This window comes from Actibacterium sp. MT2.3-13A (assembly GCF_018139985.1).
Taxonomy (GTDB): Bacteria; Pseudomonadota; Alphaproteobacteria; order Rhodobacterales; family Rhodobacteraceae; genus JAGSOU01.
Genome location: NZ_JAGSOU010000001.1, coordinates 54,948 through 78,115 on the forward strand (window position 1 = coordinate 54,948; position 23,168 = coordinate 78,115).

Consider the following 23,168-nt stretch of genomic DNA (forward strand, 5'->3'; position numbering starts at 1 on the left):
ACATGCCGACCATGAGCACCCCCACCCTTCTTATCCTCCCCGGCGACGGGATTGGCCCCGAAGTGATGGCCGAGGTGCGCAAGGTCATCGACTGGTATGGCGCCAGGCGCGGCCTCGCCTTCGACGTGACCGAGGACCTGGTGGGCGGCTGCGCCTATGACAAGCACGGCGTTCCGCTGACCGACGAGACCATGGCCAAGGCGCAGGAGGTCGATGCCGTCCTGCTGGGCGCCGTGGGCGGCCCGAAATACGACAACCTCGATTTCAGCGTGAAGCCCGAGCGTGGCCTGCTGCGCCTGCGCAAGGAGATGGACCTTTTCGCCAACCTGCGCCCGGCGCAGTGCTTCGACGCGCTGGCCGATTTCTCCTCACTGAAGCGTGACGTGGTGGCGGGCCTCGACATCATGATCGTGCGCGAGCTGACCTCCGGCATCTATTTCGGCGAGCCGCGCGGCATCTTCCAGGAAGGCAACGAGCGCGTGGGCATCAACACCCAGCGCTACACCGAATCCGAGATCGAGCGCGTCGCGCGCTCGGCCTTCGAACTGGCCCGCAAGCGCAACAACAAGGTCTGCTCGATGGAGAAGGCCAACGTGATGGAATCCGGCATCCTCTGGCGCGAGGTGGTGCAGAAGGTCCATGACGAGGAATACCCCGATGTCGAGCTGAGCCACATGTATGCCGATGCCGGCGCCATGCAGCTGTGCCGCTGGCCCAAGCAGTTCGACGTGATCGTCACCGACAACCTGTTCGGCGACCTGCTGTCGGATGCCGCCGCGATGCTGACCGGCAGCCTCGGCATGCTGCCCTCGGCCAGCCTGGGCGCGCCGATGGAGAACGGCCGGCCCAAGGCGCTCTATGAGCCGGTGCATGGCTCGGCCCCCGACATCGCAGGCCAGGGCAAGGCCAACCCGATCGCCTGCATCCTGAGCTTCGCCATGGCGCTGCGCTATTCCTTCGATCAGGGCGCCGAGGCCGACCGGCTGGAAGCGGCGGTCGAAAAGGTGCTGGCCGACGGCGTTCGCACCGCCGACCTGCTGGGCGAGGAGGGCGTGACCCCGGTCTCCACCAGCGAGATGGGCGACGCCATCGTCGCGGCGCTGGACGCCAGCCTCTGAGACCTCCCCATTCCGGGGTGTGATTGCGCGCGCGGCTTTTCCGAAAGCCGCGCGCGTCTTGTTTCGGGCCCCTGTCCGTGCGACGGGGCCGGTCGGACCGCGCGCCCCTCCCCGGGGCACTTGATCTCCGTCAAGGCCCGCCGGCGCGCGCGCCCTCACACTGCCCTGAGGTCAACCGGCCGGCAGGCCGCCCCCCCGGCGACGCCGGGCGCGTCTGTCGCGCCTTTTGCGTGGGAGGGGGAAATGCCGAATTTCGTATCCTGTTTGCGGGGCCTGACCCTTGCATTGCTGGCGGGCGGCGCGGTGCAGGCGGCGGAACCCGACTGCGCCCTGCCCGAGAGCGACCTGTTTACCAAGGTCGAGGACAAGGTGGTCGAGATCTTCACCATCGCGGTCAACCCGTTCCGGGTGGTCGGCCGGATCACCGCCCGCGGCGGCTCCGGCTATCTGCTCGACGGCGGCTATGTGGCGACGAATTACCATGTGGTGGCGGATGCCAACACCCTGGCCATCCTCGTCGACGACCGCGCCCATGACGTTCAGATCGTCGGGGTCGATCCGACGCTGGATATCGCGGTGCTGCGCCCCTGGCCGCCGATCGGCGACGGTGGGGGCCTGCCCTTTGCCGAAGATGGCGCGGCCCGGATCGGGCAGAGGGCCTATGCCGTGGGCTTTCCGCTCGGCCTCGGCAAATCGCTCTCCGCCGGCATCGTGTCGGGCGAAAGCCGCGTCCTGCCGATGACCACGTCGAGCTGGCTGTCCCCCTATATCCAGACCGATGCGGCGATCAGCCAGGGCAATTCCGGCGGGCCGCTGGTGGACAGCTGCGGCCGGCTGATCGGAATGATCACCGCCGCCATCAGCCGCGAGGGGGCCGAGAACCTCGGCTTCGCCATCCCGGTCGGGGTGCTGCGCCCCGCGCTGACCGAACTGATCGAGAAGGGCAAGGTCTCGCGGCCCTGGCACGGGCTTTACGGCCAGATCGCCACACCGCCGGTCCTGATGATGCTCGGCATCCCGCAGGAGGGCTGGGAGGCGAATACCGGCTTTCTCGTCGAGACGGTGGAACCGGGCAGCGCCGCCGACCGGGCCGGGCTGCGCGGCGGCAGCTGGCCGGTGATGTGGGGCGGCAACGAGATCCTGCTGGGCGGCGACATCATCCTTGAGGTCAACGGACAGCGCATCGTCACGCGCCGGCAGGCGCTGGACATCGTCCGCGATCTCAAGGTCGGCCAGCGCGTGGATATCGTCTACATGCGGGACGGCGCCCGCCGGGAGGCAACGGTCCTTCTGGAGGAAAGACCGCTGCTGCTGGAGGAACTCAGCATCTACCGCGAACACCGTTGACCGGCGCCGCCCGCGCCGCGTCGCGGGCCCGCGACAAAGGCGCCGCCGCGACTTCGCCGGCAGGCGAAACAAGTTTGCCGAACACCGCTTGACATCATATTCCGAATTGACGATAGAGGCCGCCGTAAGCCCGACAGCGTCGTCACCAGACGCCGAACGCATCCGAAGCCCCGACTTCGAAAAAAGATGGTTCGGTTCGTCGAAGACGCCAAGGGTTCGGAGTGTAGCTCAGCCTGGTAGAGCACTGTCTTCGGGAGGCAGGGGTCGGAGGTTCGAATCCTCTCACTCCGACCATAAAAACAAGGCGCCCCAGGGCGCCTTTTTTGTTTTCAGGACAGTGCTCCGAGGTTCATCGAACCTGAGCGCTAGCCGAACTCCAGCGCGCGGGCGGCTTTGCGGAGGTGCTCCGGGCTGTAGCGTGCATAGGTGGACGCCGTGATCCGCGAATCCGAATAACCGAGATACTGGGCGATCTCGTCCATCGAGATACCAGCCTCAGCCATATGAACCGCCGCCGTGTGCCGCAGCACGTGGGGTGACGCGTCGGGCAGGCCGGCCTCGACCGCGGCCGCCTTGAAGCCCTTCTTGATGGATTTCACGGGGCCTCCTGCCCATTCCGCGACGTAGTCAGACAGCGCTGCCCTGCGCGCCTCCACGAGCGCAGCACGCAGGCTCTCGGTCATGGGGACGATGGCCCGCCCCTTCCTCTGCCCCTCACCGGTGCGGAGGTTGATCTGACCGCGTTCGAAATCCACCCGTTCCCAGGTGAGCTCCAGCACGGCCGTCACCCTGGCCGCCGTGGACAACATAAGCCGGATCGCCAGCTTGATATGCGGTGCACGCTTGACTGAGAGGATCCGCGTGATCTCCTCGCGCGTCAGATACCGCTCCTTGGGCGCCGGCTTGCTCGGACGCTCGATGAAGGGCGCCCGATCGATCAATCCGGTCTGCTCGACCCAATTCAAGAAGGTCCTTAGCTTGCCGAGCTGCGTCCAGATCGTGCCGTCCTGGATGCCCGCCTGCCTGCGGTCGGTGATGTAGGCCTTGCAGTCCCGGACGCTGATCTGGTCAGGACGGAAGGCCCCGAACCAAGGGAGCACCGAGCGTCCCGTGTATTCCATGCTCTCGTGAACCGGGCGGCCCACGACGGTTTCGCTGTAGGCCTTCCAGATCGTCTCCACGGTCAGTTCATTCTTTGCGGATGTCTGGGCAAGGAGGACATCACGGACTTCGGCTTCGGCGCGTTCAAGAGTGTCCGCTTCAAGACGATACCGGCGTCTGCGTCTATCTTTCTCATACCAGACAACGACGAAGCGACCATTGAGGCGGCCGATGCTGTATTCCTGCGCTGCTCATATTCCTCCACTTTGTGCGCCGGGATGCGAAACTGGCGACCAACTCTGAAGCTTTCGAGCTGGCCGGACTTGCAGAGCTGGCGGACAGTCTCAGAGCTGCAACTCCAGCGCTCAGCAAGGGTCTTGGGGGTATAGCGCGGTGACAAATCGAGCACTCCTTTCTGATCGCCTACTTGCGTTATAGCGACGAGCAGCTCGGATGCACTTGATGACCGATGGAAATTTTTAAGCATCTGAAATACAACAAAAGAAAGACAGTATATGTGTTTTCCAGTCGTCCTTTGCACGTCGCAACCACAGCCGATCTTCGATGAAATCGACATGATCGCCGACCAGCGGCTCTCATGCTGCCCCTGATTGTCCAGAACCATGCGAACCGCACGTTCGCGAACTTCGGGAGAATATTTGTTCGTCGTCTTGTTCATGATGCTCCATCCTACTCAGGAGTTGGAGCCTCCGGTAAACCCGGTGCGGTTCACAACAGGCTTTCGACGAACCCGGTCGTCTGCCGCAGCGCCATGCCGAACAGCACTTTCATCGTCAGGCAGGTTTGGATCGCGGCGTCGCTGTAAGCCTGTCGGCGGCCACGCCTGCCGCACGGCTTCGGCGTCCAGCATATCTCGGGATCGAACCAGATAGCGAGGGAGCCCCGCTTCTTCAGCACCTCGTTGTCATCAGGCCAGTTCGTGGTCTTGTAACTCGGGGGTATCGGCCTGCTCATGGGGACCAGCTATCATGCTGCATTCATGAGATGAATCCGCTCAGCGGATTTGTGCAACAAAGCCGATTGACGACGCAATGCAGTCCGCCACGACAGAACCGGCGCGCTGCGCGCATGCCTCAGACGATGAGAACATCGTCGACCAGGCTGACGGGATCGGTGATCCCCATCACCATCAGCACGTCGCCGCCACCGAAGTCGAACACCGTGTTGCCGCCCGTCACGGTGGCGAAATTAGTCACCACCTGGCGCGCCGTCAGGGCGCCGCTCCACAGGTTGTCGTTCAGCCGCAGCGTGTCCACATCATCGGTGAAGCCTACCACCCGATCACTCTCCGACCCCGCGGCAAAGACGAAGGTATCGGCCCCCGCGCCGCCGCCCAGCGTGTCGTCGCCCGCGCCGCCGCGCAGCAGGTCGTCGCCATTGCCGCCCCAGACCCCGTCATCGCCAGCCGCGCCGCCGATCTCGTCATCATCATTGCCGCCGTAGATCGAGTCGGCATCGTCGCCCCCCCACAGCGTGTCGTTGCCCCCGCCACCGCCGATCCTGTTGGTGCCCGACCCGCCAAAGGCAAGGTCATTGCCAAGGCCGGCCCAGACCTCATCATCGCCCAGCCCCGCGCCGATGCGGTCGGCGCCGTCGCCGCCATAGGCGGTGTCGTCGCCCGCCCCGGCCCAAGCCTCGTCCGCGCCCGCCCCCGCGCCCAGCGTGTCGGCGCCGTCCCCACCATAGAGCAGGTCATCGCCATCGCCGGCCCAGATCTGGTCATCGCCGCCGCCGCCGCCCAAGGTGTCGTCACGCCAGCCGCCGACCAGGGTGTCATTGCCAAGGCCGGCCCAGATCTCGTCGCTGCCGCCCCCGCCGACCAGCCTGTCGTGCCCATCGCCGCCAAGCAGGGTGTCCTGGCCGTCAAGCCCGCTCAGGATGTCGTTGCCGGTGCGGCCCTGCAACAGGTTGTCCGCCGCATTGCCGGTCAGAAGGTCATCTCCCGAACCGCCGGTCGCGTTCTCGATCTCCGTCCGCGCGGCAATGGTGTAACCGCCCCGGATGCCGTCCGCATAGGAGACATAACCGCCCCCTCCGACCTCTCCCAAAAGCCTCGCCGGGCGGAGGTCGATGGTCGCATCGGCCGCGCCCCCGTAGCGGATCGTGTCGATGCCGCCTGCATCCCAGATACACTCGAAGAACGTCCCGGCCCCGTTGGTCTCGGGTAAAAGGTAGACGTTATTGCCCGTGGCCCAACCGAGATTGGAGCCGTAACTCCGTTGCAGCACCGCGACATCAAGCGCCATCGGCGTGGCCTCGTAGCCGAAGTCGTTCACAAGGGTATAGATGCCATCATAGTACTCTCTGCCATACGGCCCGGCGGGCCAGCCCTCGGTCCAGCCCATCATCGTGTAGACACCTTGGTTGAGGTTACCTACGCCGTAGGAGCCGGTTGGCGCATCCACGCCCTGAAGGATGGTCGAGGCGCCGCCCTCGTCATGGGGATGGGCCAGCCCGAGGCCGTGGCCGAGCTCCTCCAGCAGGACCGCATAGATGAAACCGCCGCGCGCGAGCAGCGGGTTTCCGCTGTCGGCGTCCCTCGCCTGCAGGTAATCCGGGTCGAAGGCCATGAAACCCGAATGGACATCGCCGGGCGGCATCATGAAGGCGATGGCATCATATTCGTCGAGTTCGAAGCTGCCCAACCGGAACTCGGCCGCGTCTTCCGAGGTCGTCTCATGGAAACGGAGATTGGTGTATTGCTCGAATTGCTCGAGCGCCGAGAGAATCTGCCGTCTCTCGAATGCCGTGAAGCCCTGCGACGGCCCGAAATCGGTGACACCGTCGATGTAGCTGCCCGCGGGCGCGAAATAGACATCGATGACCGTGGTCGGCACCCTTGCGCCCCAATCGATCGTGCTTAGCGGATCGGACGAGGAGAGCGCTGCGATCGCCGCTTCCGTGTCGGACATGCCCTCGGCCGGCGCGTCGTCCGGACTCCCCCACGGCTCGGTGCGCCGTATCGAATCGGGGCTGACGATGCGCCAATTGCCACCCGGCAGCATTTCGGTTGCGGAGAACGTCCTGTAGGCCGTGAAGGGGAACTCAAGTTCTGACATCTCGATCTCTATTGATTTTTTCGAAGCGCCGCCCATGATTTTTTCGAAGCGCCGCCCAGTTTAATCCCGGTAGACCTTCTTTCCGCTGCCGATGCTGAAGGTGTGCCCCCTCTCCTTCGGCGCCGCGGCGCCGGTGCCCTTGCAGGCGGCCATGCCGCCGATCAGTTGACCCTCCGATTGGAGGCGTGTGAAGTAGCTCAGGTCCTGCACGATGATCTTGTCATCCATTCGGATCGCCACGTCGCGAATGGCCTTCTGACTCAGGCGATTCATCGAGTGGCCCTTGAGCGCGTAATTTCCGCAAACGTAGATCTCTCCCTGCGCCGTGATCAGCTTCCAGCGGACGATGATCCGGTCCGGGGTGCCGAGCCAGCTGATCGTGTAAAGCCCGGAATTCTCGTCCATGGTGATGCTGACCGGGCCGGTGGCGGCGTTGAGAACCGTGGCCCCGACGAGCGCAGCGACCTGTGCGGCGGCCCGCATGGTGACGCGGGTGGAGGCGGCAAATTCTGACAGGATGTCCTTCATCGGGTGCTCATCAGGTTACGGGATCCGCGAGGAAACGCCGCAGCGATAGCGCCACTCGCATTTTATTAGCGGTAGCAGAGATATCGCCTCCTCGAACTTGATCTCCATCAAACCGATTGAAATTGCAGGATTCTTTGGAGAGCCCCAGGACGAGCACATATAGAGTGCCCCTCCGGCGACATGGATGATCCGGATCGCCCCGATCAGCCCCGCTTGAGTGGTCCAATTTGATTGTTGGTGCATGATTGGCCGCGGTTCCATCGTGACGATGGGTTCCGGTGCCGGTGGGCGGTAGCCCAGAGCGCTGTGGGGTCGCTTCGTGTTGTAGTGTTTCCTCCATTGTTCGACTAGGATTTGCGCCTCGCGCAGGCTGTAGAAGGGCTCTGTTGCACAAATTGGTGACGGGATTCACCTTGGGAATCCAGCGTGATAGCTGGAGGTCATGAGCAGACCGACACCCCCGACCTACAAGACCACGAACTGGCCTGATGACAACGACGTGCTGAAGAAGCGGGGCTCCCTGGCTATCTGGTTCGATCCCGAGATGTGCTGGACGCTGGAGGTCCGGGCGGTCGAGATCACCGGGAGCCACATCGGCGATGCGCCGGTACTGCCCGACCTGCTCAGCCAGATCCCGGCCGATCAGGAGATCGGCAGCGTCACGGCAGACGGCGCCTATGATACGCGCAAGTGCCACAATGCCATCGCCGACCGCGGTGCCGCCGCCGTCATCCCGCCCCGCAAGAATGCCAAGCCATGGAAGACCGTCACTGCCGGCGCCGTGGCGCGCAACGAGGCCCTGCGGGCATCGAAATACCTGGGCCGTGCGCTCTGGCGACGATGGAGCGGCTATCACCGCCGAAGCCGCGTCGAGACGAAGATGCATTGCGTGAAACTACTCGGCCAGCGCCTTATGGCACGCGCCTTCGAGCGTCAGGTTGCAGATATCCAGGTCCGTTTCGCCGTCCTGAACGGCTACACCGCGCTCGGCATACCCGTGACTGAAGCTGTGGGATAAGTCCGTCCAGGGAAGGGGGTAGCCCGGCCATCAGACGATTTGTGCAACAGAGCCCTTGAGCGTCCCGCTGACCGATCTCAAACTGCAAACTCTGTAGACAGTGCTCCTAGGTTCAATGAACCTGTCGAACCTGAACTTGGTTGGCTTCCTTGGCCAAACCATCCGAAAAACAGGGCTCCTTTGACCAGAAATCAATGACTTGGCCGCCTGCACCGATCTTCGGGAGGCAGGGGTCGGAGGTTCGAATCCTCTCACTCCGGCCATTTTCTCACGCACGATCCGCCGTTCCTCCGCATAGCCGGGGCGTCGAAAGCGTCTTGGGCGCACCACGGCGCAAAAGCGCGCGCGGCCGCCGGGATCACCGCGCCCAACGCTGCAGCGCCAGCTCCTCAAGTTCGGCCGCCTCGCGCCGCTGTAGCTGGCGGAGCATTTCCCATTCCTTTTCGAGCCGCACCGTCTCGTAGGTTTTCAGCTCGGCGAACCTGCCCTGCATGATCGCCTCCAACTCGTCCATGCGGGGGGAGAATCGGGCGATCTCGGCCTCCAGCACGGCGATCTCGCGGCGGATCGAGCGGATGAAATCGCCGAGATAGGGCGCCGCCTCGATGGTGGACACATGGGCGTCGCGGCGCAGCCGTTCGCGCAGCGCCTCGCGCTGCCGCTCCAGTTCCGCGATGCGCGCCCGCAACGCGCCCAGTTCGCGCGCCTGTTCCTCGATCTCGTGCCGCCGCAGCCGCTCCAGCAGGGCAAGCGCGGCGATGCGGCGGCGCGCCATGTCAGTGCCCCGCGGGCGTGTCTGCGGCGGGAGACGGGGCCGCCTGTCCCGCGCGCTCTTGCAGCCGCTCGCGCATCTTTTTCAGGATGGCCGGCGGCAGGGGATTCCGCGCGACGGGGGCGGTGACGGTCGTGGCCGCACCCTGCGGCGGCGGCGCCGCGTCCCCGCCGGGACCCGCCGCGACGGCCGGGCCGGCGCAGGCGACAAGGGCGGCCGCGATCCCCCAGCGCCTCATGCCGCCGGCAGCTCCTTCTGGGCGCCTTCGACCTGGTAGAAATCCGGCTGCTTGCTGCTCGGGATATTGCCGCGGCCGATCTCGACGCAGATGCTGGGCGGGTGGTTGGCCACCATCGCCACGATGATGTCGCGGATGACCATGTAGAAGGCGCTGTCCTCCTCCTCTATCTGCATCAGCCGCCCGGAGATCGGCTGCACCATGCAATAGGCCAGGAACACGCCGAGAAACGTGCCGACCAGCGCGCCGCCGATCATCGCGCCGAGCACCTCGGGCGGCTGATCGATCGAGGACATGGTCTTGATCACCCCCAGGACGGCGGCCACGATGCCGATCGCCGGCAGCCCGTCGGCCATGGTCTGGATCGCCCGCGACGCGGCGAGCGCCTCGCCGTGGTGTTTCTTGATCTTGCGGTTGATGACATCCTCGGTCTGATACCTGTCGTCGAACTGCATCAGCAGCAGGCGCAGCGAATCCGTGATCAGCTCCGTCGCGAAGTGATCCTGGAGGATCTTGGGATAGCGCTGAAAGATCGCGCTTTCGCCCGGTCTCTCGATATGGGAGTCGAGCGCGATGATGCCGCGCGTCTTGTAGACCCGCGCGAACTCGAACATCAGGTTGAGCAGGTCGGCATAATCCTCAGCCTTCCATTTCGGCCCCTTGATGACCTTGCCGATCCCCTTGATCGAGTTCTTGATCACCAGGAAGGAGTTGGCGATCACGAAGGCCCCCAGCGCACCGCCGGCGATCATCATGCCCTCGAAGGGCAACGCGTGCAGGACGATGTCCAGCTTGCCGCCTGACAGCGCGAAGCCGCCGAAGACCAGGCCGAACACCATGATCAGACCAAGGAACAATGTCATCCTGCGCCACCCTTGCCGCGAGAAATTCGATTGGGCGGCCGGCCGCCCTGCGGTTCTGATAAGAATAATTGACAATAATACAAGCATAAGCAAGGATTGTTTCAGATTTTCCAAAGCTCAGCGAAGCATCAACATGCAAAAACCCGGGGCCCTTGCCTATTTCATCGACGAGAGCGACCTCGCGGAGCTTCTGCCCGACTGGCCGGAGGACATGAAGCTCGTGCTGTGCCTGGACGAGCACGGCGGCTGCGACATGCTGGTGCACCACCGCGACGAGGAGGACAGGGTCCTGGCCCGCGTCGCCGCCCTGCTTCGACGGCCGGCCGGGGGCTTCAGCGTTGTGCCGGAACGGCCCGGCCACCCCACCCTGCGCATCCTGTTCTCGGAACGGCAGCAGTTGCTGACCCTCGTGAGCGGCGCCGAGCGGCTGCTGGAGACAGCCTCGGATTACGCGATCAACTACCGCTTCGCGCTGGAGGAGGGGCTCGACCCCCAGGTGATGACCGACGCCGCCGTCGGCCGGCGGGTGCCGGAGCGGCAGGATCCCTCCACGCCCGCGCCGTGGTTCTCCTTCGCGCAGCCCGAGCGCCGCGCGACCGAGCCACCCTCCGAGCCGCCCCGCGAGAGCGTGCCCGATCTGCCGCCGGGCTATGCCCCGGCCAGCGTGCTGGCGCGGCGCGGCAGTCACCTTCTGCCGGCCCGCCTGGAAGGCGCCGGCGGCCGCATCCGGCTGGTGCTGGAGCCCGGCAAGGGGCCTCAGAACGCGCAGCCTCTGCCGGTGGCGCAGATCGGCCTCCGCGACGATTTCCAACGTTTCGTGTTGCCGCGCCGGTCGCTCGACGGCTGGACGCCCGGCGCGGGCGCGCTGCTGGACATCCCGGCCAGCCAGTTCCCCGAGGCGCTGGCGACGCGGTTCTGCCGCCAGCCGCACGCGGCGGAGGCGGTGGTGACCCCCGCCGGGGTGTTCGTGACGCCGGGCGCCGCATTGCCCCCGGGCGAGGCCCCGCCGCAGAGGCGTCCGCGCCGGCTGATCACCCCGTTCCGCCTGGCCCTCGCCGGCCTTGCGGCGGTGGGGCTGGTTTCGGGTACCGTCGTCTCCGCCTGGCAGGACACGACCCCGCCCCCCCGTCCGGGGCCGGTGCAGCCGGGCGCGCCGGACCACGCCGCGCTGACCATGATCGAGAGCTTCGCGCGCGCCGATTCGCGCGATGCCGCGCGGTAACCGGGACGCGCGGCTTTCGCCTCCTCCCACGCTGAACGGCCCGATATCGCGCGACCGGCGGACGGCGTCGGCGGCACTGCGCCGGAATCATGGGACTGCCGCGCGATTTTTCCGCAGCTTTTCAAAGTTCCTTAACCTCCGGACCATACCTGACAAACGAGAGTAGCGAGGGCGCGATGGCCATGTGGGCCGCGCTGGTGCACAGGGAAGAGTGCCTTGAACGAACTGATGAACAGGTGGCGCGAGGGTCTGCCCGGCAGGGCCGCACGGCCGCGCCGAACCGAAGACATGGCGCAGCGGCATTCCGCCCCCGCCGTCCCGGTCGAAGACAGCGTGACCCCGAATTTCCTGATCTGCCTCGAAACCGGAACACGGCAGATCCTGCTGCGCCGCCACCTGCGCGAGCAGCTGGGGATGAGTCCCGACGAATACCGCAGGAAATGGGGCCTGCCGGGGGACTATCCGATGGCGGCGGCGACTTACATTCAGCACCGCGACAAGGTATTGAACATGCACCAGCAGAAACAGAGTTGAGAACGCTGCGAATTGGTGCAAGAATAACAAGTACTATTTGTCGAAGAATTCGACTATCCGGCAAAGAAACATGCCACGGCGATGCACAGAACGCCGCCCGGAGCCGCGCGCACAGCTGCCGCCCGGCCGGCGCGGATCGCCCGAAACTGAGGTCATGCCATGACGACATCAGATACCAGGGACGACGTGATCGCGACGATCGTCGCCGCCTACGCCGCCCGCCCGGACGTGACACCGGACCAGATCGTTGAACTCCTCGCCAAGCTGAAGCGGGAACTGCGCGCCGAGGCCGCTCCGGCGCCCGCCCCCGAGGCGGCCGCCCCCACCGAGGAAAAACCCAGGCCCGCGCTGCCGATCGACGAGGCGGTCACCCGCGACAAGGTCTACTGCCTGTGCTGCGGCAAGGGGTTCAAGATGCTCAAGCGCCATCTCGGGGCGGAGCACGGCCTGACGGAGGCGGACTACCGCCGCCTCTTCGACCTGCCCGAGGACATGCCGCTGGTCGCGCCCAGCTATTCCGAGAAAAAGGCCGACTACGCCAAGAAGGCGGGCTTCGGGAAATACGCGCGCGAGGCCGTCCCTTCGGGCCGGACGGCCGGCGCGGCGCAAGGGGAGAGCGCCTGCTGAGGCGCCCTCCGCGGGCCGCGCGCGCCCATCCCGGATCCGAGTGAATGGCAAGAGAAACCATCATCATCAAGAAGCTCGACGACGACCGGCACCACGCCCATCACGGCGGCGGGTGGAAGGTGGCCTATGCCGACTTCATGACCGCGATGATGGCGTTCTTCCTGATGCTCTGGATCCTCGCCGCCTCCGACGAGGAAAAGCTGCGCGGCCTGGCCGATTACTTCACCCCCAGCCTCTCCGAGGCGGGCGGACGCGGACAGGGTGTGCTCGACGGGCAGGTCCTCGGCCCCGACGGCGTGATGAGCGGCACGGAGGGCCCCAAGAGCGAGGTGCAACTGCCGAGCTTCGGCCAGGAAAACCCCCTGGCGGTCTTCGACAGCCGGCTCCGCGACGAAGCCGCCCGCGAGACGGTGATCGAATACGAACCGGCCCCGCGCGAGGGCGCGTCGATCGCGGAAACCGCCGCCGAGGTCACGCCCGAGCAGCTGGAGATCGAGCGGCAGCGCAAGCAGCGCGAGGCGCGGCTCGAGGTGCTGCAAGACGAGATCGAGCAGGCGATCAAGGCCCGCCCGGACCTTGAGGAATATGCCGGAAACCTGCGCTTCGACCGGACGCCCGAGGGGCTGCGCGTGCAGATCGTCGATCGGGAGGGCCGGCCGATGTTCGCCTCCGGCAGCGCCCGGATCGAGGACAAGACGCGCGACCTGATCCGCATCATCGGCGCCGCGGTCGTCGAGTTGCCGAATCCGCTTGCGATTTCCGGGCATACCGACGCCGTGCCCTATGCAAGCCGCGCCGGATACGGCAACTGGGAACTGTCCGCCGACCGCGCGAACGCCACGCGCCGGATCCTGCTGGACGCGGGCGTCCACCCGGCGCGCATATCGCGGATTTCCGGCCTGGCCGACACGGCGCCGCTGAACGTCGAAGACCCGGAGGCGCCGGAAAACCGCCGCATCAGCGTGCTGCTGGAATATCCCGATCCCGCCCTGACCGCCGCCGGCGATTAGGCGCGCGGCGTCAGCCCACCCTATGCCTGAAAACGAATCGCCCTGCCCCTGCGGCAAGGAAGACCGCGCCGCGGTCAAGCGACAGAGCCACATCGCCCGAACCTGCGGCGCATTGACAACTATTGCGCGAGTTATCCACAGGACGCCTATTCGACCTGAAATAACCCTTCAGATCCCTCCAAACCCGGAGAAACCTCAGATTTGGAAACGAAATCGGCCAGAATTGCATAGGGGCGAACACAACATATTTGGCATCCATGCATAACAACACCATGCATGTAGTAGAGAATTTTCAATCTTGGGCTTTTCAGAGGCCTATTCGAGGCATTAAGAATGTTTCCAACATTGCACTCAGAATCGGACCACAGATGCGAAACGTGCGGCTGCTCGAACTGATTTGGCAAGGAGATGTTACAACCTCAGGGAGTAACGCCACACGCCGCATGGCCGGGTTGCTCAAGGGGTTGCTGCCGGTGCGCGCCGTGCATCTGAGCGCGACTGCGGGCGTTGACCGGGTCTGCATCCTGTCGGACGAGACCGAGCTGCTGCCGGGGCTGCCCCTGGGCGATGTTCTGGTCGAGGAACTGGGCATCGACGTCCCTTACGGGACCGCGATCGTGATCAGCGAGGAGGACGGCCAGGACGGGCCGACCACGGACGAGGACATGTCCTACAATCTCGGCATGGTCGTGGGCAACGCGCTGCTCGACGTCATCAGCCGCAATGTCTTTCCCCTGCACCGGGAAAGCTCCGCACTCTACGTCATGGGTTGCTCCTATCACAGCATGGCCAGCGGCTCTGGCCTGCAGCACCTCGGTCTCAAGCCCGCGCATTTCCGGGCAGGGCTCGCGGCCTCTCTGGGCGCATTCTGGTCGGGCGCGCAGCACAGCCGGGTCGAGACCAGCGGCCTGTTCCTTCAGCAGGACTTCCTGGCCAGCCCGCGGCTGCGCCGCTACCTCGCGACGATCGACGCCGGCTTCTCCGCGCCCAGACCCGAGCAGATCGGCGCGGGGCTGATGCATTTCCCTGGTGGCGCGCGCAGCTACGACCAATGGCTGGGGCTGGTTCAGAACGCGGTGATGGACCGGCTTGGCGCGCATACCGCCCGGCTCTGCGACAGTTGAGCGGCAGCGCCAGCGCGTCGGCGGGCCGGACTTTAACCAACAGTTAACCAGAGTTTTCTTTCAAGTAGCATCCGGTTGTGCTTCTCTATTCTTGCGAGACAAGGATAGTGCGAGGCATTCTTTCTATGTCCATCACCTACCTGGCAGCGATGAGAGAGCCGCTCCTGCCTGTCGAGCAGGAGCGCGACGCCCTGCGCAGGTGGCAGGAAGACGGCGACCGCAACGCGCTGGAGCTGTTGCTGCGCTCGCACGCCCGTCAGGCCTGGTCGCAGGCGTCACGCTGGACCAACAACCCCGTGCATCTCGAGGATCTCGCCGCCGAGGGAATGATCGGGCTGATGCGCGCCGCGGACAATTTCAACCGCGCCCTCGACGTGCGCTTCTCCACCTATTCCTCGTGGTGGGTCATGACCTCGATCTCGACCGCGCTGACCCGGGTCAAGACGGTGATCGACATCCCGCCCCGCGCCTATATCGACGCCCGCATGGGCCGACTGATCGGCGAGGAGGCCGCGCAGGCGCAGATGGCGATCCATGGACAGGTCGCGCTGGACGCACCGCTGGGCGAGGATGGCATTCCAGCGGCGGACCGCCTGCCCAGCCCGGACCTGACGCCGGAAGAGGCGGTGGTGGCCCGCTCCTCGCAGGGCCTGCTGGAGCGCATGCTGCACGAGGCACTCGACGCACTCGATCCCGTCGAGGCGGAGATCATCCGCCGCCGCAAGCTGAAAACCATGCCCGACCACGTCGCGGTGGTGGCAACCGATCTCGGCATGCCGCGCGAACGGCTGCGGCAGGTCGAGAACCGGGCGCTGATGCGGCTGCGCCGGCAGCTGCTCGAATCCGGGTTCCACCTGGCGCTGCTGAATTAGGAGGCGGGCGAAAGCGATGCAAATGGTGTTCACGGCCCGCACGGCGCCGTCCGCAACGGCCGCCGCGACAGGCCCCAAACCCCGCGGCGCGGCCGGGCAGGCAGAGGGCTTCGCCGCGCTTTTCGCCCGGCTGCGCGCCGGCGCGTCCGGGGCCGCCGCGTCTCCGGCCCTCTCCCTGCCCCGGCAGATCGCGACCCCCGGCGGCGCGGAGGCCCGGCACGCGGCCCTGGCTGGGCTGATGGCCGGCCTCGAAACCCTCGCCAGCGCCACCACGACCGCACTGAAAGACGCCGAGGCCGGTGGCGGCGGGCTGGACGCGGCCCAGGCGATCCTCGCCCAGGCGGCCGCCCGGCTGGGCGAGATGCTGCACGCCTTCGACGCCGCGACCGGCGCCGACAGCCTTCAGACGCTGGGCGCCAATCTCGCCGCGCTGCTGACCGCCCCGGCCACCCCGCCCGCCGCGGTTCCGGCCGATGGCGAGGCCGCCGGGGTGGCGGTGGCCGAGGCCATGTTCGCGCTCGCCGCCGGCCTGCTCGGGCTGAGCGATGTCGCGTCTGCGTCGGCCCCGTCCGGCCCCGCGCCTGCCCAGGCCGCGCTGCCGCCCGTCCCGCCCGCGCGGGCCGTCGCGGGGACGGCGGCAATCGCGGAGGCGCCCCCCCGTCCGGCCACGCTGGCCGCGTTGGCCACGCAACAGCAACAGGGCGCAATCCCCGCGCCGCCGGTCCAGGCGGCCCGACCCGCGCCGCACCCTCCGGTCGCGGGGATGACACCCCAGCCGCCCGGCGCGGACGGCGCCGCGGACAGCACGCCCGCCGCGCCGCATTCGCGCGCGGCCGAGCTGCTGGTCGCCGCCCTACAGGCCAAGGCCCCCGCCGCCGATGCGGCGCCCCTGCCGCAGGCGCAGATACCGCAGGCCCCCGCGGCCGAACTGCGCGCGCCCGGCCCGGCCGACCCCGCCGAGACGCGCAGCGCCCACGCGCCTCAGCAGCCCTCGGCCGCGCCCAGCGGCTTCGCCCGCAGCATCGCCAACCAGATCCGCGGCACCAGCTTCAGCGAGGGTCACACCCGGATCGAACTGTCGCCGCGCGGCCTTGGGACCATCGAGATCGACCTGCACGCCGACGAGGCCGGCAAGCTGCGGCTGGTGTTACGGGCTGAAAATCCAAACGTTCTCAATGCGCTGCGCGATCACCGCGGCGCGCTTCTCGCGGTGCTCGGCGACAGCGGCGTGGCGGTCGAGGACAGCGCCCTCGACTTCGAGGCGTTCGGCCAGCCGCGCCAGCAGCGCGACGACACGGCCCCGCCCGCGCCCCGCCAGGGAGGCCCCGACGAGAACGACAACAACACCCTCGAGCCGGCCCCGCGCCGGGCGGCCCACCTGCCCGGATCCGGGCGGCTGGACATCATCACCTGAGAGCAGGAGAGCCCATGACCGTCGACAGCACCAGCGCAGCGCAGCCCGCGGCCCCCGTTGCGGCCAGCCGCAGCGCGATGACCAAGCTCGGCGCCGATTACGACAGCTTTCTCAGGCTGCTCACGGCGCAGATCGCCAACCAGGACCCGCTCGAACCGATGGATTCGACGACCTTCGTCTCGCAGCTCGCGCAGCTGTCGCAGGTCGAGCAGTCGATCGTGACCAATGCCAACCTGGAGGGTATCAGCAGCCAGCTGTCGAGCGTGGGGGCGATGGCGGACATGCAGCTGATCGGGCGCGACGTGACCCTGCCCAGCGGCCGGATCGAGTTGCAGGGCGGCAGCGGAACCTTCTCCTTCCGGCTGAGCGAGGCGGCGCAGAGCGTCAAGGCCGTGCTGCGCCACGCCGACGGCACGGTCATCCGCGAGATCCGCGGCCTGCCGACCGATCCCGGCACCCGGCACGACCTGGTCTGGGACGGAAAGGACAGCTATGGCCTGCCGGTGCCCGACGGCGTCTTCGAGGTGGCGATCGAGGCGGTGGATGCCGAGGACGCGCCGGTCTCCTACGCCGGCTACGCCACCACGCGGGTCGAGCAGCTGGCCTTCCGCGACGGCGCGCCAATGCTGGTCCTGCGCAACGGCGAGGAGGTCCGCTCGACCCAGGTGCTCGGCATCGAGTGACGGGCGCTTAGCCGCGCGGAACGTCCTTCTTGAAGAAGGACAGGAACAGGACGTCCTCGATCTCGGGGAAACTGGCGTTGAGGTCGGCCCGGATCATGCCCGACAGCGCCTCGGTGTCGACGGCCACGCCCTTGAGGATCGGCCCCTGTGCCGCGCGCGTCAGCGAGGCGAGGATGGCGTCGCGCAGCCGCGCCGCGTTCTCGCCCAGGCGGTAGTGGTTGGCGCTGCGGGAATCCGGCAGCGAAACGCCGAGATCCGCAACCACATAGGTCACGCTGCGCGGCTTTTGGACCGGCACCGTCATGCGCCCGAGATTGACCAGATGGGGGCCCGCCGCGGCCCGCTCGCCGGTCGGGACGGCCGCCTCGCCCGCCGCGGCCTCGAAAGGGGCCTCGGCCGCGCTTTCGATCGCCGCGGCCCTGGTGGGGGCTGGGGCGAGATATTTGCCCGCGCCGTAGCCCGCCGCCAGGCAGGCGGCCGGCACGGCGGCCATCATTACCAGCATCTGTCTCATGTCCACCCGGTGTCAATTTGCCTCTGCGGTCCATCTCTGGCACCGCATTGGGGCAAAAATCCCAGCGAAGTTGGGCAATTTTTCTGGATTAATACGGCAGAATTACGTCCATGACGTCCTCGCCGTAGCCGCGCGCCTGCTGGCGCGAGATCTGGCCGCGGCCGCCATAGGTGATGCGAGCCTCGGCGATCTTGTCGTAGGCGATGGCGTTGTTCATCTGGATGTCCTCGGGGCGGATGATGCCAGCCACGCGCAATTCGCGCAGTTCCTGGTTCACCTTCACCTCCTGGCGCCCGGCGACCACGAGGTTGCCGTTCGGCAGCTCCTGCACCACCAGCGCCGCAACCTTCAGGCTGATCGTTTCGTTGCGGTTGATCGCGCCCGAGCCCGAAGCCTGGGTGCCGGAGGACAGATCGACGATATCCCCCGAGGGCAGATCCTCGGCTCCGACGCCGGGCAGGATCTTGTCGATCTGGCTGCCATAGCCGAAGAACACCGGGAAACCGATCGTGCTGCCGCCCTGCCGCTCGCGCTGGGTGGCGTTGCGCAGCTGCGCCTCGTCGTCGATCTCGATGTTGATGGTCAGGATGTCGCCCACCTGGGAGGCGCGCTGATCGGCGAAGAACCCGCCCGAGCCGCGCTCCCACAGCGAGGCCGCCTCGGCACGCTTCCGCAGCTTGCGCGGCTCCTGCGGGGGCATCGGCACCTGGATGCGGGCGACCTCGGGCATGGCCTCGACGTCCATGCCCACGCCTGACACCCGCGGGTCGCGGTCGAAGACCGGCTCGCCGCAGCCGCTGAGCGCGGCGGCGGCAAGGGCGAGGAGCGAGACAGCCTGGAACGGATGACGGGTCATCGGGTGACCTCCACGACTCCCTCGGCGGTGGCGATCCCGACCACCGAGGCGTTGCTGACGAGATTGACGATCTTGACCTCCTGGCCGCGGTGCGCGTCGGCCAGCGCCCGGCCCGGAGCGGTCAGTTCCAGCAGGCCGTCGGTGTAGCGGATGGCGACCTTGTCGCCGCGGTCGATGATCCGCGGCGCCTGCACCGACTGCGCCATGACGGGGCGGCCCTGCGCCAGCAGGCTGCGCACCTGCATGCCCACCAGATCCTCGACCCGCGTCACCGCGAAGCTGCCAACCCGGCCATGCGGCAGGCGCAGCACCCTGAGATCAGCCTCGGCGATGATCTCTTCGGGCATCAGGCGACGGACGGGGACCGGCACCGGCACCGTCAGCAGCGCGAGCCCGGTGACGCGGCGCAGTTCCCCCTCGCCGGTCACGGCGTTGGCGACGAACTGTCCGGTGGCCCTGTCCATCCAGAACGCCGACAGCATCACCGCCTCCTCCAACCCGCCGGCCTTGAGCGTGATCTCGAATTCGCCGGTGTCCGGCAGGGTGGCGCCAAACTCGGCGCGCGCCTTTTCCTCGATCAGCACGTCCAGCGCCTCGGCCCCGGCGAGGCCGGGCAGCAGCGCCAGCACCAGAAAGAAAACCAGGCGTTTCATCTACTTGATCTGGTTCGCGGTGGACATCATCTGATCCGCGGTCTCGATCGCCTTGGAGTTCATCTCATAGGCCCGCTGGGCCGAGATCAGGTCGGTGATCTGCTGGATGATGTTGACGTTCGAATTCTCCAGGTAGCCCTGCCGGATCATCCCGACGCCAGGATCGCCCGGATTGGCCTGCACCGGATCGCCCGAGGCGACGGTGGAGCGCAGCAGGTTGTTGCCCAGCTGCTTCAGCCCGGCGTCATTGGTGAAGGTCGCCAGCGTCAGCTGTCCCAACTCGACCGGCTGGGGATCGTCCTCGACGAAGGCCATGACGGTGCCCTGCTCGCTGACCTCTACCTTGACGGTGTTGTCGGGGAAGACCACGCCCGGATCGACCTCGTAGCCCTGCAGCGTCACCAGCTGACCCTCGGCCGAGAGCTGGAACGAGCCGTCTCGGGTATAGGCGCGGCTGCCGTCGGGCAGGTTGACCGCGAAATAGCCGCGCCCGTCGATCGCCATGTCGAGCTGGTTCTCGGTCTGCGCCAGCCCGCCCTGCGTGTTCAGCCGCACGGTGCCCGCGGTCTGCACGCCCAACCCGACATCGACGCCGGTCGGGCGCGTCGAACCCTCGCGCGAGGTCAGCGCGCCCTCGCGTTCGCGGGTCTCGTAGATCAGGTCCTGGAACGCCGCGCGGCTGGACTTGAAGCCGGTGGTGTTGGCGTTGGCGATGTTGTTTGAGATCACGTCCACGTTGGTCTGCTGGGCAAGCATCCCGGTGGCGGCGATTCCGAGGGCTTTCATGGCGGGCTCCTTCGCGTTAGGCGGGTCAGCCGGTCTGGCCGAGGCGGCGCAGCGTGTCGCGGCGCAGGTCGTCCGCGCCGCTCATCAGCTTGGCCGCCCGTTCATAGGCTCTCTGGATGGACATCATGCGGGTCATCTCGACGACCGGCTGCACATTGCTGGCCTCGATCGCACCCTGCACGACCTCGGTGTCGGGATCGGGCACCGGCCGCGCCTGGCCGGGGCGGCTTTCGGGCGGCACGAACAGGCCGTTGCCGATGCGTTCGTAGGATTGCAGGTCGGGCAGGGTGAACACCCCGAGTTGGGCGATCACCCCGCGGCCCTCGGCGGTGATGCTGCCGTCCTTGGTGATGGTGACATTGCTTCCCAGATCGGGGGGCAGCGCGATGGGACCGCCGCCGATATCCAGCACGCGGGCGCCGCTCAGCGTGATGAGGTTGCCCTGCGAGTCGAGGCCGAACCGGCCGTCGCGGCCATAAGCCAGCCGCCCCTCGGGGGTCTGGTAGGAAAACCAGCCCGGCCCCTGCAGCGCCACGTCCAGCGTGTTACCGGTCTGCGTCACCGCGCCCTGCCGCTCATCCAGGTAGGAGCCGCGATCGACCACGAAGCTCGTGCCGCCTTCCGCGCCCGGACCCTGCGCGTCATGCAGAAAGGAGTCGAAGACGACGCGCTCCCCCTTGAAGCCCGCGGTGTTGGCGTTGGCGATGTTGTTCGCCGTCACATCCATCTCGCGCCGCATGGCGGTGGCGAGGGAGAGAGAGACATAGATGGAATTGTCCATGTGCTTGCCCGCAACTCCTAAGAACAAATCGCACAGATATTCGCTCTGTTCTTGAATACTGTGTATTTTATTCTAGGATATCGCAAGTTTTTTATGGACTGAAGGCTGACCTTGCGCGCTAATCTTTGCATAATCTTGGCCTTCGCGGGTTTTCCGGGCACCCTGCGCGCGTCCGATCTGCCGGTCGCCCCCCTGCCCGCACAGGCGCCGGCCGCAGCGCAGGCGCTGCCCCCCGCCTTCGACCTGACCCGCCACGACGCCGCGCCCTTCCTGGAGCGGCGCGCCGCGCTTCAGGCGGCCTTCGCGCAGGCGGAGGGCGCGGCGGCAGCAGGCGCCGCGCTGCTCGACATGGCGGAGTTCTACCTGGCTCAGGCGCTGGTTCCGGAGGGGCGGTCGATCCTGTCGGGCCTCGACGGGCTTCCGCTGGCGCCCGCGCCGGCCGCGCGCGGGGACGCCGTGGCGCTCGCCCTCGACCTGCTGGACCCGCGCGGCGCGCCGCTGCGGGACGCGGACCGCGCCCGGCTCGACGCGGGCTGGGAGGGCTGGGCGGACCGGCCGCTTTTCCTGGCGCTGGACGAACTCCGGCGGGGCTCGCCTGCGGAGGCGGCGGCGCATCTGGACGGCGCGCTCCTCCGGCTTGACGCCTATCCCGCGCCTTTTCAGGCCGCCGTCCTGCCGGGCCTGCTGGAGGCCGCGATCGAGGCCGGGCACTGGCAGATGGCCCGCGATCTGGCCGCGCGTTTCAAGGACCACGCCGAGTTGCGCGACGGCAGTGCCTATCACTTCCTGCTGGGCCGCGCGGCCCATGCCGGAGGCGAACTTCTGGCCGCCTTCGACAGCTACGCGCTGGTCGCGGCGGGCAGCGACCGCTGGGCGCAGCGGGCCCGGCTGGCGCTGGTGCGCCTGGGCCAGGAGACCGGCACGCTGACCGCCGCCGAGGCGCGGGTGCTGCTGGCGCAGGCGCGGCAGATCTGGCGCGGCGACGCGCTGGCGGTGGAGACATTGCAGGCGCTGACCGAGGCCGAGATCGCGCTGGGCGACAGCGTGGCGGCGCTGGAGGTTCTGGGCGAGCTTTTCAGCAGCTACCCCGACACCCCCACCGCCGAAGCGGCCCGGACGCGGGCACAGGGGCTGCTCGAAACCTATTATGCCCGCGCCGCCGAGGGCGACATACCGCTGTCGGATTTCATGCTGGGCCACCGGCAGATTTCGCGCGACTACCGGCTCGCGCCCGGCTTCGACCGGCTGGCGGAAGTCTTCGCCGAGCGGTTCCTCGCGGCGGGGGCCAGCGACGTGGCCGCGCGGGAATACGGGATGATCCATGACTACCTCGCGGTAGCGCGCGACCTCGGCCTCGCGGAGGTCGCGCCGGAGCGGCTGGACGCGCTGCGCCTGAAACAGGCGGAGGCGTTGCTGACGGGCGGCCAGCACGAGGCGGTCGCGGCGCTGCTGGCGCGCGGCATCGACACGGACTCGACGGCGCTGCGCGACCGGTTGAACCTGCTCCAGGCGCGGCTGTTCGACGCGACGGGCGCGCCGGAGCGCGTGCTGGAGACCCAGGTGACCCTGCCCTCGGAGGACTACCTGCGGATCAAGGCCGAGGCGCATTTCGCACGCGAGGACTGGACGGCGGCCAAGGCGGCCTACGCGCGGCTCTGGCACCGGCAGGGCGACGCGCTGCGCTTTGGCGACGCGATCAACCTGCTGCTCGCGGCGCACCGCTCCGGGGACCGCGCGCAGACGCTGGCCCTGGCCGAGGCCTTTCCCGCACTCACCGACATCCCGCAATGGGCCGAGATCGCCACCAGCCTGATGCAGGAGGCGCCCGCCACGCTGCCGCTGCGCGAAGAGGCGGCGCGGGCCCGGGTCGACGATGCGGGCCGGACCCTCGACCGCCTGAGGGCCATACAGGCGGTGTCGAACTGAACTGAATTAGCAAGAATACGCAAACCGGCGAGAATTTACCAATTCTTTAACCCGCAAGAAAAGTTTGCGCTTTATCTTTCAGACCAAGGAAGTGGCACAGA

The 23,168-nt window shown here is 67.2% G+C and carries 23 protein-coding genes, 1 tRNA gene and 3 pseudogenes; 13 read left to right on the top strand and 14 right to left on the bottom strand.

The features are described from left to right. The first annotated feature begins 11 nt into the window (after positions 1 to 11). From leuB to KCI33_RS00245, 3 genes are all read left to right on the top strand, one after another. Positions 12 to 1,118: a 3-isopropylmalate dehydrogenase gene (gene leuB / locus KCI33_RS00235; protein WP_212522737.1), complete on the top strand. Its 1,107-nt coding sequence runs from the start codon at positions 12 to 14 to the stop codon at positions 1,116 to 1,118. Positions 1,119 to 1,361: 243 nt separating this feature from the next. Beyond that, on the top strand, positions 1,362 to 2,465 hold the full coding sequence (locus KCI33_RS00240; protein WP_212522738.1) for a trypsin-like peptidase domain-containing protein: 1,104 nt from the start codon (positions 1,362 to 1,364) through the stop codon (positions 2,463 to 2,465). Between the two features lie 217 nt (positions 2,466 to 2,682). Next, positions 2,683 to 2,759 (top strand) — tRNA-Pro (locus KCI33_RS00245). A 71-nt stretch (positions 2,760 to 2,830) separates the two neighbouring features. Here the strand turns inward: KCI33_RS00245 and KCI33_RS00250 are convergent. The 7 genes and pseudogenes from KCI33_RS00250 to KCI33_RS00275 form a co-directional block, all read right to left on the bottom strand. After that, positions 2,831 to 3,646: a site-specific integrase gene (locus KCI33_RS00250; protein WP_212522739.1), complete on the bottom strand. Its 816-nt coding sequence runs from the start codon at positions 3,644 to 3,646 to the stop codon at positions 2,831 to 2,833. A 2-nt stretch (positions 3,647 to 3,648) separates the two neighbouring features. Next, entirely contained in the window at positions 3,649 to 4,143 is a 495-nt protein-coding gene (locus tag KCI33_RS00255; protein WP_349252166.1) for an excisionase family DNA-binding protein, read from the bottom strand. Beyond that, a pseudogene (locus KCI33_RS17855) lies at positions 4,117 to 4,245 on the bottom strand (IS3 family transposase); the annotation flags it as partial. The gene KCI33_RS00255 and the pseudogene KCI33_RS17855, both read right to left, overlap by 27 nt. 53 nt (positions 4,246 to 4,298) lie before the next feature. After that, positions 4,299 to 4,541 (bottom strand): annotated as a pseudogene (locus KCI33_RS00260) (transposase); the annotation flags it as partial. Positions 4,542 to 4,660: 119 nt separating this feature from the next. After that, complete coding sequence (locus KCI33_RS00265; RefSeq protein ID WP_212522741.1) at positions 4,661 to 6,646, bottom strand: M10 family metallopeptidase C-terminal domain-containing protein; 1,986 nt, start codon at positions 6,644 to 6,646, stop codon at positions 4,661 to 4,663. Positions 6,647 to 6,706: 60 nt separating this feature from the next. Beyond that, positions 6,707 to 7,174: a hypothetical protein gene (locus KCI33_RS00270; protein WP_212522742.1), complete on the bottom strand. Its 468-nt coding sequence runs from the start codon at positions 7,172 to 7,174 to the stop codon at positions 6,707 to 6,709. 267 nt (positions 7,175 to 7,441) lie between these two features. After that, positions 7,442 to 7,558: pseudogene (locus tag KCI33_RS00275) on the bottom strand (integrase core domain-containing protein); the annotation flags it as partial. Positions 7,559 to 7,616: 58 nt separating this feature from the next. Here KCI33_RS00275 and KCI33_RS00280 point away from each other — a divergent pair. Beyond that, positions 7,617 to 8,192, top strand: coding sequence for an IS5 family transposase (locus KCI33_RS00280; RefSeq protein ID WP_212522743.1), 576 nt, complete (start codon positions 7,617 to 7,619; stop codon positions 8,190 to 8,192). Between the two features lie 358 nt (positions 8,193 to 8,550). Here the strand turns inward: KCI33_RS00280 and KCI33_RS00285 are convergent, their stop codons facing one another. Both KCI33_RS00285 and motA read right to left on the bottom strand, forming a co-directional pair. After that, complete coding sequence (locus tag KCI33_RS00285; RefSeq protein ID WP_212522744.1) at positions 8,551 to 8,967, bottom strand: flagellar FliJ family protein; 417 nt, start codon at positions 8,965 to 8,967, stop codon at positions 8,551 to 8,553. A 231-nt stretch (positions 8,968 to 9,198) separates the two neighbouring features. Next, positions 9,199 to 10,065 carry a flagellar motor stator protein MotA gene (gene motA, locus KCI33_RS00290; protein WP_212522745.1) on the bottom strand — a complete coding sequence of 289 codons (867 nt, stop codon included), beginning with the start codon at positions 10,063 to 10,065 and terminating at the stop codon, positions 9,199 to 9,201. Between the two features lie 133 nt (positions 10,066 to 10,198). On the opposite strand from motA, the gene KCI33_RS00295 reads away from it, so the two are divergent. The 8 genes from KCI33_RS00295 (at position 10,199) to KCI33_RS00330 (ending at position 17,551) form a co-directional block, all read left to right on the top strand. Continuing rightward, a complete protein-coding gene (locus KCI33_RS00295) occupies positions 10,199 to 11,287 on the top strand; it encodes a hypothetical protein (protein ID WP_212522746.1) in 1,089 nt (362 codons plus the stop codon). A gap of 216 nt (positions 11,288 to 11,503) precedes the next feature. Next, complete coding sequence (locus tag KCI33_RS00300; RefSeq protein ID WP_212522747.1) at positions 11,504 to 11,821, top strand: MucR family transcriptional regulator; 318 nt, start codon at positions 11,504 to 11,506, stop codon at positions 11,819 to 11,821. 159 nt (positions 11,822 to 11,980) lie between these two features. After that, the gene (locus KCI33_RS00305; protein ID WP_212522748.1) at positions 11,981 to 12,448 is read left to right on the top strand and encodes a MucR family transcriptional regulator; all 468 of its coding nucleotides are present in this window, start codon (positions 11,981 to 11,983) and stop codon (positions 12,446 to 12,448) included. A 44-nt stretch (positions 12,449 to 12,492) separates the two neighbouring features. Continuing rightward, on the top strand, positions 12,493 to 13,458 hold the full coding sequence (locus KCI33_RS00310) for a flagellar motor protein MotB (RefSeq protein WP_212522749.1): 966 nt from the start codon (positions 12,493 to 12,495) through the stop codon (positions 13,456 to 13,458). Positions 13,459 to 13,901: 443 nt separating this feature from the next. Beyond that, positions 13,902 to 14,582 (top strand): hypothetical protein, encoded by a 681-nt coding sequence (locus KCI33_RS00315; RefSeq protein ID WP_212522750.1) that lies wholly within the window; start codon positions 13,902 to 13,904, stop codon positions 14,580 to 14,582. Between the two features lie 125 nt (positions 14,583 to 14,707). Then, complete coding sequence (locus KCI33_RS00320; protein WP_212522751.1) at positions 14,708 to 15,454, top strand: sigma-70 family RNA polymerase sigma factor; 747 nt, start codon at positions 14,708 to 14,710, stop codon at positions 15,452 to 15,454. 16 nt (positions 15,455 to 15,470) lie between these two features. Further along, positions 15,471 to 16,868, top strand: coding sequence for a flagellar hook-length control protein FliK (locus tag KCI33_RS00325; protein ID WP_212522752.1), 1,398 nt, complete (start codon positions 15,471 to 15,473; stop codon positions 16,866 to 16,868). A gap of 14 nt (positions 16,869 to 16,882) precedes the next feature. After that, positions 16,883 to 17,551 (top strand): flagellar hook assembly protein FlgD, encoded by a 669-nt coding sequence (locus tag KCI33_RS00330; protein ID WP_212522753.1) that lies wholly within the window; start codon positions 16,883 to 16,885, stop codon positions 17,549 to 17,551. A 7-nt stretch (positions 17,552 to 17,558) separates the two neighbouring features. Here the strand turns inward: KCI33_RS00330 and KCI33_RS00335 are convergent, their stop codons facing one another. The 5 genes from KCI33_RS00335 to flgF form a co-directional block, all read right to left on the bottom strand. After that, entirely contained in the window at positions 17,559 to 18,065 is a 507-nt protein-coding gene (locus tag KCI33_RS00335; protein ID WP_212522754.1) for a hypothetical protein, read from the bottom strand. Between the two features lie 88 nt (positions 18,066 to 18,153). After that, the gene (flgH, locus tag KCI33_RS00340; RefSeq protein WP_212522755.1) at positions 18,154 to 18,921 is read right to left on the bottom strand and encodes a flagellar basal body L-ring protein FlgH; all 768 of its coding nucleotides are present in this window, start codon (positions 18,919 to 18,921) and stop codon (positions 18,154 to 18,156) included. After that, positions 18,918 to 19,574 carry a flagellar basal body P-ring formation chaperone FlgA gene (flgA, locus tag KCI33_RS00345; protein ID WP_212522756.1) on the bottom strand — a complete coding sequence of 219 codons (657 nt, stop codon included), beginning with the start codon at positions 19,572 to 19,574 and terminating at the stop codon, positions 18,918 to 18,920. The genes flgH and flgA overlap by 4 nt, the downstream gene beginning before the upstream one ends. Next, positions 19,575 to 20,360 (bottom strand): flagellar basal-body rod protein FlgG, encoded by a 786-nt coding sequence (gene flgG, locus KCI33_RS00350; RefSeq protein ID WP_212522757.1) that lies wholly within the window; start codon positions 20,358 to 20,360, stop codon positions 19,575 to 19,577. 25 nt (positions 20,361 to 20,385) lie between these two features. Continuing rightward, a complete protein-coding gene (flgF, locus tag KCI33_RS00355; protein ID WP_212522758.1) occupies positions 20,386 to 21,141 on the bottom strand; it encodes a flagellar basal-body rod protein FlgF in 756 nt (251 codons plus the stop codon). A 111-nt stretch (positions 21,142 to 21,252) separates the two neighbouring features. Here flgF and KCI33_RS00360 point away from each other — a divergent pair, with 111 nt between their 5' ends. Continuing rightward, entirely contained in the window at positions 21,253 to 23,067 is a 1,815-nt protein-coding gene (locus tag KCI33_RS00360; protein ID WP_212522759.1) for a hypothetical protein, read from the top strand. The last annotated feature ends 101 nt before the right edge of the window (positions 23,068 to 23,168 follow it).